The organism is Ochrobactrum quorumnocens (assembly GCF_002278035.1).
GTDB classification, from domain to species: domain Bacteria; phylum Pseudomonadota; class Alphaproteobacteria; order Rhizobiales; family Rhizobiaceae; genus Brucella; species Brucella quorumnocens.
In genome coordinates this window covers 1885077-1902500 of the sequence record NZ_CP022604.1, presented here as the reverse complement: position 1 = coordinate 1902500, position 17424 = coordinate 1885077, and the positions used below count along the sequence as shown (strand labels likewise).

The following is a 17424-nucleotide window of genomic DNA, read 5'->3' as shown; positions in this document are numbered from 1 at the left end:
GGAACTCGGCAAAATGCACGCGTAACTTCGGAAGAAGCGTGACCTCCATTTAGGCAACTAGGTGGAGGTGGCACAGACCAGGGGGTAGCGACTGTTTACCAAAAACACAGGGCTCTGCGAAGTCGCAAGACGACGTATAGGGTCTGACGCCTGCCCGGTGCTGGAAGGTTAAGAGGAGATGTGCAAGCATTGAATTGAAGCCCCAGTAAACGGCGGCCGTAACTATAACGGTCCTAAGGTAGCGAAATTCCTTGTCGGGTAAGTTCCGACCTGCACGAATGGCGTAACGACTTCCCCGCTGTCTCCAACGCAGACTCAGTGAAATTGAATTCCCCGTGAAGATGCGGGGTTCCTGCGGTTAGACGGAAAGACCCCGTGCACCTTTACTATAGCTTTACACTGGCATTCGTGTCGACATGTGTAGGATAGGTGGTAGACTTTGAAGCAGTGGCGCCAGCCATTGTGGAGTCATCCTTGAAATACCACCCTTATCTATATGGATGTCTAACTGCGGCCCGTTATCCGGGTCCAGGACCGTGTATGGTGGGTAGTTTGACTGGGGCGGTCGCCTCCTAAAGAGTAACGGAGGCGCGCGATGGTAGGCTCAGAACGGTCGGAAATCGTTCGTCGAGTGCAATGGCATAAGCCTGCCTGACTGCAAGACTGACAAGTCGAGCAGAGACGAAAGTCGGTCATAGTGATCCGGTGGTCCCGCGTGGAAGGGCCATCGCTCAACGGATAAAAGGTACGCCGGGGATAACAGGCTGATGACCCCCAAGAGTCCATATCGACGGGGTTGTTTGGCACCTCGATGTCGACTCATCGCATCCTGGGGCTGGAGCAGGTCCCAAGGGTATGGCTGTTCGCCATTTAAAGCGGTACGTGAGTTGGGTTCAGAACGTCGTGAGACAGTTCGGTCCCTATCTGCCGTGGGTGTAGGAATATTGATAGGATCTGTCCCTAGTACGAGAGGACCGGGATGGACGTATCTCTGGTGGACCTGTTGTCGTGCCAACGGCATAGCAGGGTAGCTATATACGGACGGGATAACCGCTGAAGGCATCTAAGCGGGAAACCCACCTAAAAACGAGTATTCCCTATCAGAGCCGTGGAAGACTACCACGTTGATAGGCCGGGTGTGGAAGTGCGGCAACGCATGTAGCTTACCGGTACTAATAGCTCGATCGACTTGATCACTCTCATTTACAATATCCATCGAACGAAGTTCGATAGATATTAGTTTAGTTTATGTCCTTACGGCTGAGCGCCTGACTAACGTCAGGCTAGCCTGCGGACAGCACGCCGAAACATCGGCGACGGCCAGTCGGCCTTGCGAAGCTACGCTTCGAAACGTTTAAACTGATATCGTTTTATTATCTGCACGAAAGACAACCAGCTTCTCATATTTGTGTTCTTCGCCGACCTGGTGGTTATGGCGGAGCGGCTGCACCCGATCCCATTCCGAACTCGGCCGTGAAACGCTCCAGCGCCAATGGTACTTTGTCTTAAGACACGGGAGAGTAGGTCGCTGCCAGGTCTGCTAAGCACACAAATCAAATCATCTTCTCAAACCAATACAAAACAGATTAGTAAGCGCGATGCGCAAAAAATACCAAACCGGTTCAAAATAAACACCCTGGCGCGGGGTGGAGCAGCCCGGTAGCTCGTCAGGCTCATAACCTGAAGGCCGCAGGTTCAAATCCTGCCCCCGCAACCAAATCAGAAATAGCCCCGTCTCCGACGGGGCTTTTTGCGTTTAAAGCAAACCAAATCTAAAGCCCACTAATCAATAAAAAAACGCTAGCACGAAACGGATCTTAAACCGAATACTGAAAATCATGTGGGAGGGAAAAGGGTCAACTCCAAGCCCCCCATGTAACAAAGGTTACTGTCTCTAGAGCGCCAGATGCCAAAATATCAACGCCGATAATGATGGCAGTCTGAGGAAACAGGCCCCCCGTTACCATAAAGAAAAGCCCCGGCAACAATTGTTGGCCGGGGCTAAGCTATTGGGAACCTGCATAGGGCAAGTCCAGGAGGCGACGTTAAAGGGTGATAAAACTAAACGGTTTCGGTGACTTTGCTGAGATTCATAGGCTTATCGGGATCAAAACCGCGGGCTAGTGCAACGCGTTCAATCAAGCCGTAATAAGCCCCTAGACCTACAAGCGGATCAATCAAACCATGTCCCGTTGGCGTGATCCCGATAGCTTTATGTTGAGCGCTTCGAGCGCTAATCGCTATAACATCAGCACCAAGACCAACCAGACGGTCGACTGCCTGGTTGCTGGCGCTGAATGCTTCGTCTTCATTCAAAAATGTCAAGACTGGAAAGCCGCTGTGAACCAGACGAATGGGGCCATGCATAACTTCGGCCAACGAAAAAGCCTCTGCGTGAATGCCACAGGTCTCCTTGGCCTTAAGGGCAGCTTCCAATGCGACTGCAAACCCAGTGCCTCGTCCGACGACATACATTCCTTCAATTGAGGCGAGTTTTGTAATCAATGCCTCATCGATTGGAGCACTCGTCGTTGCGTCCAATGCCTGCGGCAGTCTGGTGAGCGCCGCTTGCAACGCACTGTCGTCGCTGATTGCTGCTGTGATGGCGGCAAGTGCGGTAGCGCCCGCGATGCAGGATTTGGTTGCAGCTACGCTCTGTTCTTTGCCTGCGTGTAACCCCAGCACAATATCGGCCTGTTGCGCCAAAGGACTGTCGGTTACGTTGACGAGAGCCACGGTAATCGCTCCGCCCTGTTTGGCCGCCCTCTGCAACGCAACAATGTCGGGGCTGGCACCGGACTGCGAAACCGTAAAGTGCAATCCATCCTGCAGCTGCAAGCGGCTGTTATAAACCGATGTCACCGAAGGACCTATTGAAGCCACCGGCAAGCCAACGCTGATCTCGAACAGATATTTGAAGAAGGATGCAGCGTGATCCGATGAGCCGCGGGCAGCCGTCGTAATCACACGTGGCTTACGCTCTTCATAGAGACGTTTGATTGCCGCGATCGTTGCGGCTTCTTCAGTCAGCAAACGCGAAACAACGGCCGAGGCCTCTATTGTCTCTTTGCGCATAAATGATGTCGTGACCATGAAAGACCCCGTGTGTCTCTTCCCTACTGCATAGATGCTTATGCAATTCAGAACGTTTGTTTCCGGGGCGTACACAACGCAGACGCTCAGAAACCTTAACATGCGCGATGGAGCGGCATTGACATCCATGATCATGACCTCCGGCTGAGCCGGTGCAGGCTATTGGTAGAAGCGACCGGGATGCGTGGCTTGATAAGCGCCTGTCGTGGGAGGAAACAGTCGCCGCTAGTTTCTCCCGTGCCGGGTGGGCTTCTGTACCGCCGATGCTAATCGACACGATTTTGCCTGTCGCCGGAATTCCCCAGCAGTTCACTTGTAGCCGAACTTCAGGACAGGTCACAGACACGGCATTAGGAAATCCCACAACGGGTGGCATTGATGATGTCTACAAAGCTGGCATTTTATTGTCTCGCTTGCTTCCAGAAGGGGAATGGTTCCAGCAAGAGGCGAGGGCAATCTTGCGTGTCCTTCCATTCGGGAATGCGCTCCCTGCCGTTATCTTCGCGAATGTGATGATTGGCGATTTGCCGAAGTACGGGCCGAAAGACGCACGATAGGGTAGGTAGAAGGTTCCCCGTGGGTTCAAGCTCACGGGGAACTTTTTGTTGTGGGTAGGAGTCTAAACAATTGGTCTAAATGGAAGGGTACTTAGATACTAAGCGGTTGAATTATATATATAAAGAGATGATTAAGCTAAACTGGCGGAGAGAGCGGGATTCGAACCCGCGATACGGTTCCCCGTATACACACTTTCCAGGCGTGCGCCTTCAACCACTCGGCCACCTCTCCGTCTGATTTGCTGTCTTGAAATCCGCAGTGCGGTAAGAACTCTTGCAAACGCACCACCACTTTTCAAATCAGGCATTGGTTAGTTGCCAAAACAGGTGCTGCGGCGCGCAATATAGCCAGAATACACATATGTTCAACTGCTATTTGCCAGTTTTCGCTTTAATTTATTGTGGCCTATGCAATGTCCATGAATATAAGCATAAGATATTGTTTTTACAGAATATTATTCTGAGTGTGTTTCGGAAATTTCTTCGATTTGGGTGCAATAGTCGGTTTGTGGTATAATTTAGCGGCTGGTAACGCATAGATTGAATGGCAAATAGCGCGCATTTTTGCATGATGCTTATGGATAAATTCAAAGGCAGAGAATCGTGTTTCGTTTTGTTTTGCGTAGTTTCGCGGTTTTGTTTCTGGCGATAGGTGTCATTTTCGCCATTCTTGATGGTGCGCGTTCTGTGGGTGCCTCGGAATTGGTGACCAAATCGCTTCTTGATATTTGGGCACGTGGTGCGCCCGAGACGCTGGGGGATGCAGAAGCGCTCGTGACGCACTATATAGGGTCTGCAGTGTGGGACAGGCTGTTGCTTCCCGTGCTTGAACAGCCCGGCTGGCTCGTTTTCGGTGTTCTTGCGCTTCTGTTTTACATAGCCGGTCATCGACGTAAGAAGCCATTAGGCATTTTCAGTGCTTGAGCCTAAAGCCGTTCGGAAGAGAATGATGACTGGAGGCGGCTTTATCCAAGAGGATTGTGCGCACATATCCCGTGCGTCTCAGGAGGTGTTGAATGGGTTTCCTAGACAGCTATCGCAAGAAGATTGAAATGCCTTCGCAGAACGACGCCTTGCCGGGCCGTAGGGATGCTATTCCTACGGCTTTGAAGCATTTTGTGTCGGGTCAGCCGCTTAAAGGTCCATGGCCTGAGGGCATGAAGCAGGTCATGTTTGGTATGGGCTGTTTCTGGGGGGCAGAGCGGCTTTTCTGGCAGGTTCGTGGTGTTTACGTTACCGCCGTTGGATATGCAGGCGGAATTACGCCGAACCCGACCTATGAGGAAACCTGCACTGGTCTGACCGGGCATGCTGAAGTGGTTTTGGTGGTTTACGATCCGAATGTTGTGAGCCTCGGAGAGCTGTTGTCACTGTTCTGGGAAGAGCATGATCCGACACAGGGAATGCGACAGGGCAACGATATCGGCACAACCTATCGTTCTGTGATTTATACCTTCGATCAGGCCGATCGTGAAATTGTGGAAAAGAGCAGGGGCGCATATCAGGATGCACTTGCTGCTCGCGGTCTCGGACCCGTCACGACGGAGATTGCAGATGCTCCGACGTTCTATTACGCGGAAGATTATCATCAGCAATATCTGGCCAAGAATCCGAACGGCTATTGCGGCCTGCGTGGAACTGGCGTGAGCTGCCCGATACCGGCGGCGTCATAAAAGTGGAAAGATCGCGCGGCTATGACCGCGCGATTTTCTTATTCATGATCAGCATGCCTTCATCGTCGCCCTTGAGCTCCTCGAAGTCATCCCAGGCAATTTTGCGGTAAAGGTCGGGCTTGTCCGTATAAAGATAGGCTTCGCTGTAGCCGAGCTGGTGGGCAGCGCCTTCAATTGCGGCCATAAGAGCTTTCGCAACTCCTCTCCCACGGTATTCCGGTGCAACGAGCAGGCTCGCAATCCACGGCTTGAGATGAGGGTGGCTGTCCAGATCATTGTGGATCAAAAGGACGAATCCTGCGAGTTCGCCATTCCAGAGTGCCGCACGGACAGCCTGCCCGTCAGTGGAGTGGATGATCTCCTGCAACCCGGAAACGATGTCTTCTTCGGTTGCGCCCGACAAATATCCCCACTGTGTGTGGTTCCATTTAGCGCAGGTTGCGGCAAGGTCGGCACGATCAGCAAGAGTTATAATCTCAATCATGATTTTACCAGTGTGGGGGCTTGGTGACAGGGATTTCAGGAGCTGTTTGTCCCTCTAGTGTCAGAAAACGATCCGTTAACGCGGACAGCTTTTTGTTCAATTGATCAATCGTCTTCCACTGCTCGGCGAGGACAGATGAAAGCTCTTCAATGGTCTTTTCCTGTTCAGCAACCCTTATCTCAAGTTCCATCAGGCGCGTTTCCGTGGACATGATCAATCTTCCGTCTCTTTTGATGTTGAGAAGATAAAAAATCCGCGCTGGCTGCTCAATACCAATTATCGAGCAGCCAGCGCGGATTAATTTGTTTTCTATTGTACGGTTTGAAACTTACTTCGTGCCGTACATACGGTCGCCAGCGTCACCCAAGCCCGGCACGATATAGCCTTTTTCATCAAGGCGTTCATCGATCGAAGCCGTGAACACTTCGACATCCGGATGGGCCGCGGTGAAGCGTTCGATGCCTTCCGGGGCTGCCAACAGGCAGAGGAAGCGGATGTTGGTTGCGCCGCGCTCTTTCAGCTTGTCGATAGCTGCTATCGCAGAATGACCGGTGGCGAGCATTGGATCGACCACGATGATGAGGCGATTGACAATATCTTCCGGCGCCTTGAAGTAATATTCAATCGGCTGCAACGTGTCGTGGTCACGATAGAGGCCGATATGTGCCACGCGGGCAGCAGGCACCAGATCCAGCATGCCTTCAAGCAGGCCATTGCCTGCGCGCAGGATGGAAGCGAAGACCAGCTTTTTGCCTTCAAGGATTGGTGCTTCCATTGGCATCATCGGTGTATCGATGTGCATGGTGGTCAGTTCGAGATCGCGCGTCACTTCATAGCAAAGCAGCAGCGATATTTCTTTCAGCAAACGCCGGAAGCTTGCTGTTGAGGTTTCGCGCTTGCGCATAATGGTGAGCTTGTGCTGGACAAGCGGGTGGCTGACGACAATAACGCCCATGTTCTTTCCACTTTTCTTCTTATCTTTTTTGACCTTAGAGCGGTTCCAGTTAGGACTGAATCGTTGGAACCGCTCTATTTATTTTTACGCATTATCCAACGAAAAACCGCTTCGCACTTTTATTGGAAATGCTTTAGCGGCGAATGATGCCGGAGAAAACGCGTGGCAAGCGCACACGCACAGTTTTCTCTGTCTTCGACCATTTTACACAGTTCCGCAAGTCTGGAGCGCGTCTCTATCTGATTGAATCTGACCAGTAGATCACAAAAGGGGTATCGGCTGGCGGTCTGTGCTTGTATCGTCCGGTACAAGCTTTATATGCATCAAGCAAACGGAAAACGGAGATCGTCTTCGTTTCGCACATGAACCGGCAGGATGAGTTATGAGCCAGCAGAACGGCAATGCGGACCGCGTGGGCGCGCAAGGTGGCATGGAGCATTCATTCGGCTTCAAAGCGGTCGATGAAGATGCCAAGCAAGGGCTGGTCAACGACGTTTTCCATAAGGTTGCCAAGCGTTACGATGTGATGAACGATCTCATGTCCGGTGGGCTGCATCGCGTCTGGAAAGATGCGATGATCGGCTGGCTGGCACCGTCCAAGCGCCCGGGTTGGACTTCGCTTGATGTTGCAGGTGGTACGGGTGATATCGCATTCCGTATTGTTGAAGCTTCTGGTCGTCAGGCGCATGTCACCATCCTCGATATCAATGGCTCCATGCTTGGTGTGGGTCGTGAGCGCGCGATCAAGAAGGGGCTTGCTGAAAACCTCGAATTTGTTGAAGCCAGTGCAGAAGAGCTGCCGTTTGAAGATGCAAGTTTCGATGCCTACACGATTTCATTCGGCATCCGTAACGTCCCACATATCGATAAGGCGTTGTCTGAAGCCTATCGGGTGTTGAAACCGGGCGGCCGTTTCATGTGTCTCGAATTCTCCGAGGTCGAACTCCCGCTTCTCGACAAGGTTTACGATCAGTGGTCGTTTAAGGCTATCCCGCAGATTGGCAAGATGATCACGGGTGATGCCGATTCCTACAGCTATCTGGTGGAATCTATCCGCAAGTTCCCAAAGCAGGAAGACTTTGCACGCATGATCCGCGATGCGGGTTTCGAGCGGGTAAGCTATCGCAATTTCACGGGCGGTATCGCAGCACTTCATTCCGGCTGGAAGCTCTGAGTCCGATATGAGCAATATTTCTGCGGCCCTACGGTTGATGCGTGCTGGCTGGATTATGGCGCGCGAAGGCGTTTTGAGTTCACTGCCTGTCGATGATGCGGCTGGATTGCCTGCTCTGGGGCATAAGGTTGCCAAGCTGCTTGCGCGCAAACGTGCGAAAAATACCGCTCGTTCCGAGCGTATTTCGCGTGCGATGAACAAGCTTGGCCCGTCTTATGTGAAGCTTGGCCAGTTTCTGGCAACGCGTCCCGATATTGTCGGGAAGGATGTGGCGGCTGATCTTGAACTGCTGCAGGACCGGCTCGATTTCTTCCCGCAGGTTGAAGCAGTTGCGGCAGTCGAGAATTCTCTTGGCCGCAAGATCGATGATCTATTTGTGAGCTTTGACGCGCCGATTGCGGCAGCATCGATGGCTCAGGTGCATCCGGCTTATGTGATGAAGGATGGCGCGCCACACAAGGTTGCGGTCAAGGTCATCCGCCCCGGCGTGCGCCAACGCTTTGCACGCGATCTGGAGAGCTTCTTCATGGTCGCCCGTATGCAGGAGCGCCATGTTCCTTTTACGCGGCGTTTGCGTCCCGTCGAGATGGTGAAAACGCTGCATCAGACCACGCGTATCGAGATGGATCTGCGGCTTGAGGCGGCAGCACTTTCCGAAATCGCCGAGAATATTAAAGATGATACAGGCTTTCGTGTTCCCAATGTCGATTGGGAACGTACCGGGCGTGATGTCCTGACGCTTGAATGGATCGACGGCATCAAAATGTCGGACGTGGAAGCACTCAGCGCTTCAGGGTTCGACCTCAAAAAGATCGCCGAAACGCTGATCCAGTCCTTCCTGCGTCATACGTTGCGCGACGGTTTTTTCCATGCCGACATGCATCCGGGTAATCTGTTCGTTGATCCGCAAGGCATGATTGTTGCGGTCGATTTTGGCATTACCGGGCGGCTCAACAAGCAGCAGCGGCGGTTCCTCGCTGAAATTCTCTATGGCTTCATCACGCGAGACTATATGCGTGTGGCGGAAGTGCATTTTGAAGCTGGTTACGTGCCGCACACACATGATGTGGCGAGCTTTGCGCAGGCAATCCGGGCCATTGGCGAGCCGATCCACGGTCAGCCAGCTGAAACCATTTCCATGGCCAAGCTGCTGACGCTGCTATTTGAAGTGACCGAGCTTTTCGACATGGAAACGCGGCCAGAACTTCTGATGCTTCAGAAGACAATGGTTGTGGTGGAAGGTGTTTCGCGTACGCTCGATCCGCATTTCAATATGTGGAAGGCAGCCGAACCGGTGGTTGGGGATTGGATTCGTAAGAATCTCGGGCCGCAGGGCATGTTGCTTGATGCAAAAGACAGCGCTTATGCACTGCTGCATTTCACCCGCAAAACACCTGAACTGGTGGCGCGTGTCGAGCGTGCATCGGTGGCGCTTGATGAGATGGCGCTCAACGGTCTGCGCTTTGATGAGGCTACAGCTGAAGCCATCGGACGCGCCGAAGCACGGCATTCGCGCTGGGGTCGGATCGCACAGATTGTGATTGCAATTTCGCTCGCAGCGATAGCGATTAAGCTCTATATCGAGCTTTAATTCAACGCATTGTTGATTAATCAGCAAAACAGTGATTTCATTGATTGCATCAGCATTAGATCGGTGCAATCAAATGGCCAGTATTACAATCCGCAATCTTGACGATGCCGCTAAAGAAAGGCTGCGCGTTCGCGCAGCGCAAAACGGGCGGTCGATGGAAGAGGAAGCTCGGTTGCTGCTTGGCGGGGTTGACGGAGTGAGCGCTGTCACGCCAGCTTCTGTTCCGGCCGCGGGCACATTGCGGGGCAAACGTATTCTTCTCATTATTGGCGGCGGGATTGCCGCTTATAAGGCGCCTGATCTCATTCGCCGCCTACGTGAACGCGGCGCGCATGTGCGCCCTTTGATGACATCAGCTGCACAGCAATTTGTAACGCCGTTAACCATTGGTGCGGTGTCCGCCGATCATGTGTTCACTGATCTGTTTTCACGTGAGGACGAGCAGGACGTCGGGCATATTCGGCTTGCACGGGATGCCGATCTGATCGTTGTCGCGCCTGTAACTGCTGATCTTATGGCCAAGATGGCACATGGTTTGGCGGATGATCTGGCAAGTGCCGTGCTGCTTGCGCGAAAAATTCCGGTGCTGGTTGCGCCAGCGATGAACCCGGCCATGTGGGAAAATCCGGCAACAAAGCGCAATCGCCTAACCCTGGTCAATGATGGCGTGCGGTTCATTGGTCCTGAAAAAGGTGAGATGGCGGAAAGTGGTGAGGCTGGCACTGGCCGCATGAGCGAGCCACTGGCTATTGTTGCAGCTGTTGAAACTCTGCTTGCGCCACGGGCAAAACCGCTCGCAGGCAAGACAATTGTCATGACGTCGGGCCCGACGCATGAGCCGATTGATCCGGTGCGCTATATCGCCAATCGTTCGTCCGGCAAGCAAGGGCACGCCATTGCCGCCGCGCTCGCGAAATTGGGTGCCACGGTGCATCTGGTTTCGGGGCCCGTTACGATCCCTGATCCGCAAGGCGTCAAAGTCATCCATGTTGAAACAGCGCGTGAAATGCAGGCAGCAGTGGAAAGCCATTTTCCTGCTGATGCTGCCGTGATGGTGGCAGCGGTTGCTGATTGGCGGACGGCCAATGCGGCAGATCAGAAGATTAAGAAGCAGCCCGGTGAAAGTGCGCCGACGCTTAGCATGGTCGAGAACCCGGATATTCTGGCAGGTGTTGGTCATAGTGTAAAACGTCCCGGTCTTGTGGTTGGCTTTGCGGCGGAAACACAGGATGTGCTCGCCAATGCCGGACGCAAGCTGGAAAAGAAAGGTGCGGACTGGATCGTTGCCAATGACGTTTCTGGCGATGTGATGGGTGGGGATCGCAATCGGGTACGCATTCTGAGCCGCACCGGTATCGAAGAATGGCCGGAAATGAGCAAGGAACAAGTCGCTGAAAAGCTTGCAGAAAAGATTGCGGGCGTACTTCTTGAAACAAAGCGCTGATTTTTTTACGCAGCATGTCACAATTGCATAGGGCTATCTCGTCTTGATGATGAACGACAAAAGCGGTCGTCAACTTCAAGGAGAAGACATCATGGAACAGAGACTTGCCCCTTATACATTCGCCCCGCAAATCATGCAGGCAATGGTGGAACTGGAAAAGCGCGTTGCGGCCAGCGGGCTTGAATATAGCCTCTATGAACTGGTGAAAATCCGCGCTTCTCAGATCAATGGCTGTGCTTATTGCATATATATGCATACGAGCGATGCCCGTAAGGCTGGTGAAACTGAAGAACGTCTTTATCTGGTTGCTGCATGGCGGGAGTCGCCGCTTTATAATGCACGTGAACGGGCAGCGCTTGCCTGGACAGAAGCACTCACGCTGCTCGCCCAGACAGGTGCACCTGACAAGGATTTCGATGCGTTGAAAGCGCATTTCACTGACGAGGAGATTGTGAATCTTACCATGCTGATCACCACCATCAACGCGTGGAACCGCATCGCGGTTGGTTTGCGTCTTGTGCACCCGGTCAAGTCTGATGCAGCAGCCGCTTGAGCCACAAATGAAAGATGCGGATGTGTTCGAGGCCTTACGGCCTCGTCTCACCCGCATCGCCTATCGCATGGTCGGCACGCATGCCGAAGCCGAAGATATTGTGCAGGATGCATGGTTACGCTGGAGCGCTGCCGATCGGAAAGCAATCCGCGAGCCCGAAGGTTGGTTGGTACAGGTGACGAGCCGTCTTGCACTGGATCATCTCAAATCGGCTCGCGTGCGTCGCGAAACTTATCCAGGCACCTGGCTGCCAGAGCCGCTTGTCGAGGAAGAAGAAGATCGCAGCGACGATATTACATTGACGCTGATGCTGGCTCTCGACCGGCTGTCGCCACTGGAGCGTGCGGCGTTTCTTCTGCATGATGTTTTCGATGTCGGCTTTGATGAAGTGGGGCGGGTACTTGATCGCGACGCGGCGGCATGTCGGCAGCTTGCGAGCCGTGCGCGTGACCATGTGCGCAGCGGTCGCCCACGTTATGCTGTGGCAGAAGATCGTGGCCGAACAATTGCAGAGGCTTTCTTTCAGGCTTCCCGCAGCGGCGACATGACAACGCTGCAGAGCCTGTTAGCGGAAGATGTCGTGATGTATTCGGATGGTGGCGGTATTCGTAATGCAGCGCTCAACCCGATTTTCGGTCGCGAGAAGATCATGCGTTTCTATGACGGCATCGCTCGCAAGGCCGACGGTCTTGTGCCAGCCATTCGTCATTTTGCACTGTTTGACGGACTGCCGGGTCATATGAGTCTGGAAGCGGATGGCTTGCCGCAAGTGGCAGCTTTGGAAATTGAGGATGGACTGATCCGGGGGATTTATCTGATCCGCAATCCGCAGAAGTTGCACCATCTGAAAATTGGTGAACGGGCCGAGGCTGGGCATTAGAGCCCATCCCAAACGTCTCGCCGGGAACGTGAGGCTGGCCGTCTAGAAGAACTCATCCAACAGACGATAAAAGGTGATCTTTGTTTCGTCTATTGCCGGACCATCATAGATGTCGAGGAATGGCTTAATCCATTGCTCGCCAAGATTATAATGTATGCTCCAGCAGGCAAGTGCCAGATCCTGATGGCGATCGGCAAGGCCTAGTCGGCCACAGTCGATGTAGCCGGCGAAAACATCACCGTCTGCCATGAAGTTGGGCAGACAAGCGTCGCCATGGGTAACAACAATATCCTCACATGCGGGTTTGAGGCTGCAAAGTTCTACAAACAAGTCCTTGGCAGATTGCCCTGCACGGTCATCATCAAAGTCGTCTTCATCGACAGCGCCCGCAATCACCCGCTTGTGGGCATCTTCGATACGGATGTCGAGCCGATGATCAAATGGACATGACGCCGGATCACTCGCGTGCATCCGCTTTAGTGCTTTGGCGAGAATTTCGACGATGCGCTCGGGTGGGAGGTTTCCAACGCAAGACGCAAGGTCCGCGCCGGGAAGCCGCGCCATCAGGAGAAAACTACGATCTTGCTCCTGCTCAAAGCAAACGATGCTTGGACAAATGATTTGCTGACTGGCAAGCCACTCAAGTCGGGCTGCTTCATCAGCCAGTTCACCAACGGGGTTTGTCGGCTCGATCTTCAGAACCAGCGGTTCTTTTTCAGGGTGGTTGAGGAACAGAACTGTGGCCGTTGAACGCCCCAGTTCGTCCTGTTGGCTGCGATAATCTACCAGATACTGCGTGAGTACATTAGGCAGGCTTAGGGCAACCAAAACAGGATCGATCATAACTCACCATGACGTCAGGCGTTATCGCGCACCTGATAATCTTTGATTGTGGCAAAGCGGATCGCCTTCCAGCGCTCAGCTTCATAATTCAGCGAGAAACCATTCTGCGCGAGGAATACCGGATCATTGTCAAGATCGTGTGCGATATCTGCGCGATGGGATGCAATGAAGCGATCCAGTTCCGCCGGATCGTCTGCCGTGATCCATCGACAAATCGAGAAGCGCGACATTTCAAATCCGACCGGCAGCGAATATTCGATCTTGAGGCGTTCGGTCAGAACGTCGATCTGAAGCGCACCGACAACGCCGACGATTGCTGGAGAACCATCGTCTGGTACGAAAAGCTGGACGACGCCTTCTTCCGCCATCTGCTGAAGTGCTTCACGCAGCTTCTTGGCCTTCATGGCATCATCAAGACGCACACGACGCAGGATTTCTGGCGCAAAGTTCGGTACACCGCGGAACAGAATGTCCTCGCCCTCGGTCAGCGTATCGCCAATGCGTAAGGTGCCGTGGTTGGGAATGCCGACCACATCGCCTGCAAAAGCTTCGTCCGCAATCTGGCGCGAACGGGCAAAGAAGAATTGCGGTGCCGAAAGGCTCATCGGCTTGCCGGTGCGTACCAGCTTGGCCTTCATCCCGCGTGAAAGCGTGCCGGAGCAAACGCGCAGGAATGCGATACGGTCGCGGTGGTTAGGGTCCATATTGGCCTGAATCTTGAACACGAAGCCCGTCATTTTTGCTTCGGTCGCACCCACCATGCGGCTATCGGCCTGCTGGTCACGCGGGGAAGGGCCGAAATCGCAGAAGGCTTCGATTAGATCGCGCACGCCATAATTTTTTAGTGCCGAGCCGAAATAAACCGGCGTCATATGACCTTCGCGGAAGGATTCGAGATCGAACGGGCGACAAACACCCTGCGCCAGTTCGAGGCTGTCGATCCACGCCTGACGTTCATTTTCCGGCAGAAGCTTGGCTGCTTCCTCTGGTCCACTAACCTTGGTTGGCTGCTCTTCGGCATCTTTTTGACGCACAGTGTTGTTGTGCAGATCGTAGGTGCCAGCAAAGCTTTTACCTGAACCGATTGGCCAGGTGATTGGGGCGGTATCGAGCGCCAGCTTCTCTTCGATCTCATCAAGAATTTCGAGCGGGTCGCGTGCTTCACGGTCCATCTTGTTGATGAAGGTGACGATAGGAATATCGCGCATACGACACACTTCGAAGAGCTTCAACGTACGCGGTTCGATACCCTTGGCGGCATCAATCACCATGACCGCGCTATCGACTGCGGTCAGCGTGCGATAGGTGTCGTCGGCAAAGTCTTCGTGGCCTGGTGTATCGAGCAGGTTGAAGATGCAATCCTTGTACTCAAACGTCATCACGGAGGTGACGACGGAGATACCGCGATCGCGTTCGATGTTCATCCAGTCTGAACGGGTCTGGATGCGGTCTTTCTTGGCCTTCACTTCACCGGCAAGCTGAATAGCGCCGCCAAACAGCAGCAATTTTTCGGTGAGCGTGGTCTTACCGGCGTCCGGGTGCGCGATGATCGCGAATGTGCGGCGCTTGGAAACTGGATGGTCTTGAGCGGGCATATAAAGAAACTCGTAATTGCGAAGTGATGGGCTGCGCAAAAACACGCGCCGCGAAGATGTTGCGCAGCATCTAGCAGTCATTAGTCAAAAGGTCGAGTTGAAATGAAAAAGCGGCATGTAGCACGCCGCTTTTAAGGTCCTTTATCGGCTCTTGATACCAAGGCCGAAAGCGATGAACGACCAACCCTGGAAAATAAGATCGATAGCCAGAAACAGGCCAAGGATAAACAGGCTATTGACGGGCCATTGCAGTGCAATGACGAGACCCGCCAAAACCGTGATAATGCCCGCTGCTACAATCCAGCCCCAACCGGCTGCGGGTTTAGACTTAAAGCCTAACCAGATGCGGAATGCGCCCGCGCCCAGAAGTGCTGCCGCCAGTAGGAAGGTCAGAACGCCAGCAGCCAGAATCGGATTGACGAAAGCCACGATGCCTGCGGCCGCATAAAGCAGACCACTGAGGAGCCAGAAGAAGAAGCCGCCCCATGTTTTCACACCAAAGGCGTGGATGATTTCGATGACGCCTGCAACCAGCATCATGATGCCCACATAGTAGACCGAAACGACTGTCGCCAGCACGAGATTGCCGAGAGCGATGCCGCCAAGGATCAGAAGTGCGACGCCGAGTGCGATGAACCAGCCCCACTTGGCTGAAACTTCGGCTGGAAGGGTAGAGCGATTAAAGTCATTCTGTGCAGTTGCCATAAGATGTCCCTCAATTTGCATTCCCGATCAACAATATAAGGCAATCAGCAGATTTAGCCAGAGATGTGAATCGCTCCCTAAAAGGGTGACAAATCTCCTGTTGGAGTAAAGTCAGGAACACGATATGTCTTTGCTGTAATAACTTGTTTGGCTCGAGCGGATTCCGTTAAGAGTGAATCTTTCGAACCGCTCTAATTGTTTGTTTTTATGCATTATCCCACGCAAAACCGCTTCGCAGTTTTGCCGGAAATGCTCTAAAGTCGGTCCGATGTTTGATCTGGTTTCACACTATTGGCCACATATTCTGGCGGTCCTGTCGATCGTTCTCGGAGCGATAGCAGCTATTCACGCGACGATGACTAAAGATGAGGTGCGAACGGCACTTGGCTGGGTCGGCGTCATCGTACTTTCCCCAATCGTTGGAGCGGTGGTCTATGCGCTGGCGGGTGTAAATCGCATCCGACGCAGCACGCTCGGCCATCAGCGCGACAATATGGGGAATATTGCGCTTTACCATCTCTCGCATTTTGATACGACGAATGATCTTGTGCGCGCTGCTTTTGGTCGGCAGTTCGGAGCAATGAAAATCCTTGGCGACACTGTCAGCCTTTATGATTTCACGAGCGGCAACAACATCAGGATGCTGGAGACCGGCGACGAAGCCTATGCCGAAATGCTCGAAGCCATCCGTAAGGCCGAGCGCAGCATCATGCTGGAGACTTATATTTTTGACCGCGACGCCATTGGCGAGCAGTTTGCCGATGCCTTGGGTGAGGCGGTCAAACGCGGTGTGGAAGTGCGGGTTCTAGTGGATGCGGTCGGCGCGCGTTATTCCATTCCAAGCATTGTCAACTTGCTGAAAGAAAAAGACATTTCTGTTGATGTGTTCAATGGCAACATCATCATGGGACTACGTTTGCCTTATGCCAATTTGCGCACGCACCGTAAAATTCTGATTGTCGATGGCAAGCTGGCATTCACGGGCGGCATGAATATCCGTGCTGGCTTTGTGAAAGCCATTGCGGGTGATGCGGTTGCGTTTGACACGCATTTTCGCGTTGAAGGCCCGGCAATCGCCGATCTTTTCCATGTTGCATCCGAGGACTGGCGCTTTGCGACTGGTGAATTGCTGACGGGCGACGCCTGGAGCATTGCTGCACCAAAGGATCCACCTGGCACAGGTAAGCTGATCCGTGTGGTTGGTTCAGGGCCGGACAAGAACATTGAAACCAATCACCGCATGATGATGGGCGCATTTTCGATTGCTCAGGAGCATATCCTGATTATGTCGCCCTATCTTCTGCCAGATCGTGAACTCATCAGTGCGCTGGTCACTGCGGCGCGGCGCGGTGTGTCGGTGGATGTCGTTGTTCCTGGCGTTAATAACCTGAAACTCGTGGATCGCGCCATGCGAGCGCAGTTCGATCAGCTGCTTAAGGGTGGTTGCCGTATATGGCGGGCGGGCGGCGCCTTCAATCATTCCAAGCTGATGACGATTGACGGCGCATGGTCCTATGTCGGCTCGTCCAATCTCGACGCGCGTTCCTTGCGACTGAACTTCGAGGTCGACATGGAAATACTTGATCGCGATATCGCGCTGCAGGTGGAAGAACGTATCGGCAAGGTGATTGATGTGAGCCGTGAAGTGAACCTGACACGGCTCAAAAACCGCCCCTTCTATGAGCGCCTCATTGACCGGATTATCTGGCTCGGCTCGCCTTATCTCTAGAGTATTTCCTGTTTAAGATGAATCGTTAGACATGCGTCTCACTATTTGTTTTACGCATGTTTTATCCAATAACCGGCTCCCACTTTTGGGCGATGTGCTCTGGAGCCGTTCCAAAGTTCAATCCCAACCGGACTGCTCTAGTGGATTG

16 protein-coding genes, 2 tRNA genes and 2 rRNA genes (1 of these 20 cut by a window edge) are annotated in these 17424 nt (G+C 53.2%); 12 read left to right on the top strand and 8 right to left on the bottom strand.

Going from position 1 to position 17424, the window contains the following annotated elements; genetic code table 11:
• From CES85_RS18745 to CES85_RS18735, 3 genes are all read left to right on the top strand, one after another.
• Positions 1 to 1197: ribosomal RNA gene (locus CES85_RS18745) — 23S ribosomal RNA — on the top strand; it begins 1712 nt to the left of the window's first position.
• A gap of 225 nt (positions 1198 to 1422) precedes the next feature.
• Positions 1423 to 1537: ribosomal RNA gene (rrf, locus tag CES85_RS18740) — 5S ribosomal RNA — on the top strand.
• Between the two features lie 103 nt (positions 1538 to 1640).
• A tRNA-Met gene (locus CES85_RS18735) sits at positions 1641 to 1717 on the top strand.
• Between the two features lie 344 nt (positions 1718 to 2061).
• On the opposite strand, the gene CES85_RS18730 is transcribed toward CES85_RS18735, so the two are convergent.
• Positions 2062 to 3093, bottom strand: a complete 1032-nt coding sequence (locus CES85_RS18730) for an SIS domain-containing protein (protein ID WP_095444841.1) — start codon at positions 3091 to 3093, stop codon at positions 2062 to 2064.
• A gap of 152 nt (positions 3094 to 3245) precedes the next feature.
• On the opposite strand from CES85_RS18730, the gene CES85_RS18725 reads away from it, so the two are divergent.
• Positions 3246 to 3650 carry a hypothetical protein gene (locus CES85_RS18725; RefSeq protein ID WP_095447281.1) on the top strand — a complete coding sequence of 135 codons (405 nt, stop codon included), beginning with the start codon at positions 3246 to 3248 and terminating at the stop codon, positions 3648 to 3650.
• A 142-nt stretch (positions 3651 to 3792) separates the two neighbouring features.
• Here CES85_RS18725 and CES85_RS18720 read toward each other — a convergent pair.
• Positions 3793 to 3882 (bottom strand) — tRNA-Ser (locus CES85_RS18720).
• Between the two features lie 371 nt (positions 3883 to 4253).
• Between CES85_RS18720 and CES85_RS18715 the strand changes: the two genes are divergently transcribed.
• Both CES85_RS18715 and msrA read left to right on the top strand, forming a co-directional pair.
• Complete coding sequence (locus CES85_RS18715) at positions 4254 to 4574, top strand: hypothetical protein (RefSeq protein ID WP_095447280.1); 321 nt, start codon at positions 4254 to 4256, stop codon at positions 4572 to 4574.
• A 92-nt stretch (positions 4575 to 4666) separates the two neighbouring features.
• Complete coding sequence (gene msrA, locus CES85_RS18710) at positions 4667 to 5323, top strand: peptide-methionine (S)-S-oxide reductase MsrA (RefSeq protein WP_095447279.1); 657 nt, start codon at positions 4667 to 4669, stop codon at positions 5321 to 5323.
• 19 nt (positions 5324 to 5342) lie between these two features.
• Here msrA and CES85_RS18705 read toward each other — a convergent pair whose 3' ends face one another.
• The 3 genes from CES85_RS18705 to upp form a co-directional block, all read right to left on the bottom strand.
• Positions 5343 to 5807, bottom strand: coding sequence for a GNAT family N-acetyltransferase (locus tag CES85_RS18705; protein WP_095447278.1), 465 nt, complete (start codon positions 5805 to 5807; stop codon positions 5343 to 5345).
• A gap of 4 nt (positions 5808 to 5811) precedes the next feature.
• Positions 5812 to 6018 carry a SlyX family protein gene (locus CES85_RS18700; RefSeq protein WP_095447277.1) on the bottom strand — a complete coding sequence of 69 codons (207 nt, stop codon included), beginning with the start codon at positions 6016 to 6018 and terminating at the stop codon, positions 5812 to 5814.
• Between the two features lie 117 nt (positions 6019 to 6135).
• Positions 6136 to 6762: a uracil phosphoribosyltransferase gene (upp, locus tag CES85_RS18695; protein ID WP_095447276.1), complete on the bottom strand. Its 627-nt coding sequence runs from the start codon at positions 6760 to 6762 to the stop codon at positions 6136 to 6138.
• Between the two features lie 382 nt (positions 6763 to 7144).
• Here upp and ubiE point away from each other — a divergent pair, with 382 nt between their 5' ends.
• The 5 genes from ubiE (at position 7145) to CES85_RS18670 (ending at position 12404) form a co-directional block, all read left to right on the top strand.
• On the top strand, positions 7145 to 7936 hold the full coding sequence (gene ubiE / locus CES85_RS18690) for a bifunctional demethylmenaquinone methyltransferase/2-methoxy-6-polyprenyl-1,4-benzoquinol methylase UbiE (protein ID WP_095447275.1): 792 nt from the start codon (positions 7145 to 7147) through the stop codon (positions 7934 to 7936).
• Positions 7937 to 7943: 7 nt separating this feature from the next.
• A complete protein-coding gene (gene ubiB / locus CES85_RS18685; protein WP_095447274.1) occupies positions 7944 to 9527 on the top strand; it encodes a 2-polyprenylphenol 6-hydroxylase in 1584 nt (527 codons plus the stop codon).
• A 73-nt stretch (positions 9528 to 9600) separates the two neighbouring features.
• On the top strand, positions 9601 to 10971 hold the full coding sequence (coaBC, locus tag CES85_RS18680; RefSeq protein WP_095447273.1) for a bifunctional phosphopantothenoylcysteine decarboxylase/phosphopantothenate--cysteine ligase CoaBC: 1371 nt from the start codon (positions 9601 to 9603) through the stop codon (positions 10969 to 10971).
• 91 nt (positions 10972 to 11062) lie between these two features.
• Positions 11063 to 11524, top strand: coding sequence for a carboxymuconolactone decarboxylase family protein (locus tag CES85_RS18675; protein ID WP_095447272.1), 462 nt, complete (start codon positions 11063 to 11065; stop codon positions 11522 to 11524).
• On the top strand, positions 11508 to 12404 hold the full coding sequence (locus CES85_RS18670; RefSeq protein WP_095447271.1) for a sigma-70 family RNA polymerase sigma factor: 897 nt from the start codon (positions 11508 to 11510) through the stop codon (positions 12402 to 12404). The genes CES85_RS18675 and CES85_RS18670 overlap by 17 nt, the downstream gene beginning before the upstream one ends.
• Before the next feature lie 42 nt (positions 12405 to 12446).
• Here CES85_RS18670 and CES85_RS18665 read toward each other — a convergent pair whose 3' ends face one another.
• From CES85_RS18665 to CES85_RS18655, 3 genes are all read right to left on the bottom strand, one after another.
• Positions 12447 to 13247, bottom strand: coding sequence for an APH(3')-II family aminoglycoside O-phosphotransferase (locus CES85_RS18665; RefSeq protein WP_095447270.1), 801 nt, complete (start codon positions 13245 to 13247; stop codon positions 12447 to 12449).
• Between the two features lie 14 nt (positions 13248 to 13261).
• Positions 13262 to 14842 carry a peptide chain release factor 3 gene (locus CES85_RS18660; protein WP_095447967.1) on the bottom strand — a complete coding sequence of 527 codons (1581 nt, stop codon included), beginning with the start codon at positions 14840 to 14842 and terminating at the stop codon, positions 13262 to 13264.
• Positions 14843 to 14983: 141 nt separating this feature from the next.
• Entirely contained in the window at positions 14984 to 15547 is a 564-nt protein-coding gene (locus tag CES85_RS18655; protein WP_095447269.1) for an HdeD family acid-resistance protein, read from the bottom strand.
• A 268-nt stretch (positions 15548 to 15815) separates the two neighbouring features.
• Between CES85_RS18655 and cls the strand changes: the two genes are divergently transcribed.
• Positions 15816 to 17276 carry a cardiolipin synthase gene (cls, locus tag CES85_RS18650; protein WP_095447268.1) on the top strand — a complete coding sequence of 487 codons (1461 nt, stop codon included), beginning with the start codon at positions 15816 to 15818 and terminating at the stop codon, positions 17274 to 17276.
• The last annotated feature ends 148 nt before the right edge of the window (positions 17277 to 17424 follow it).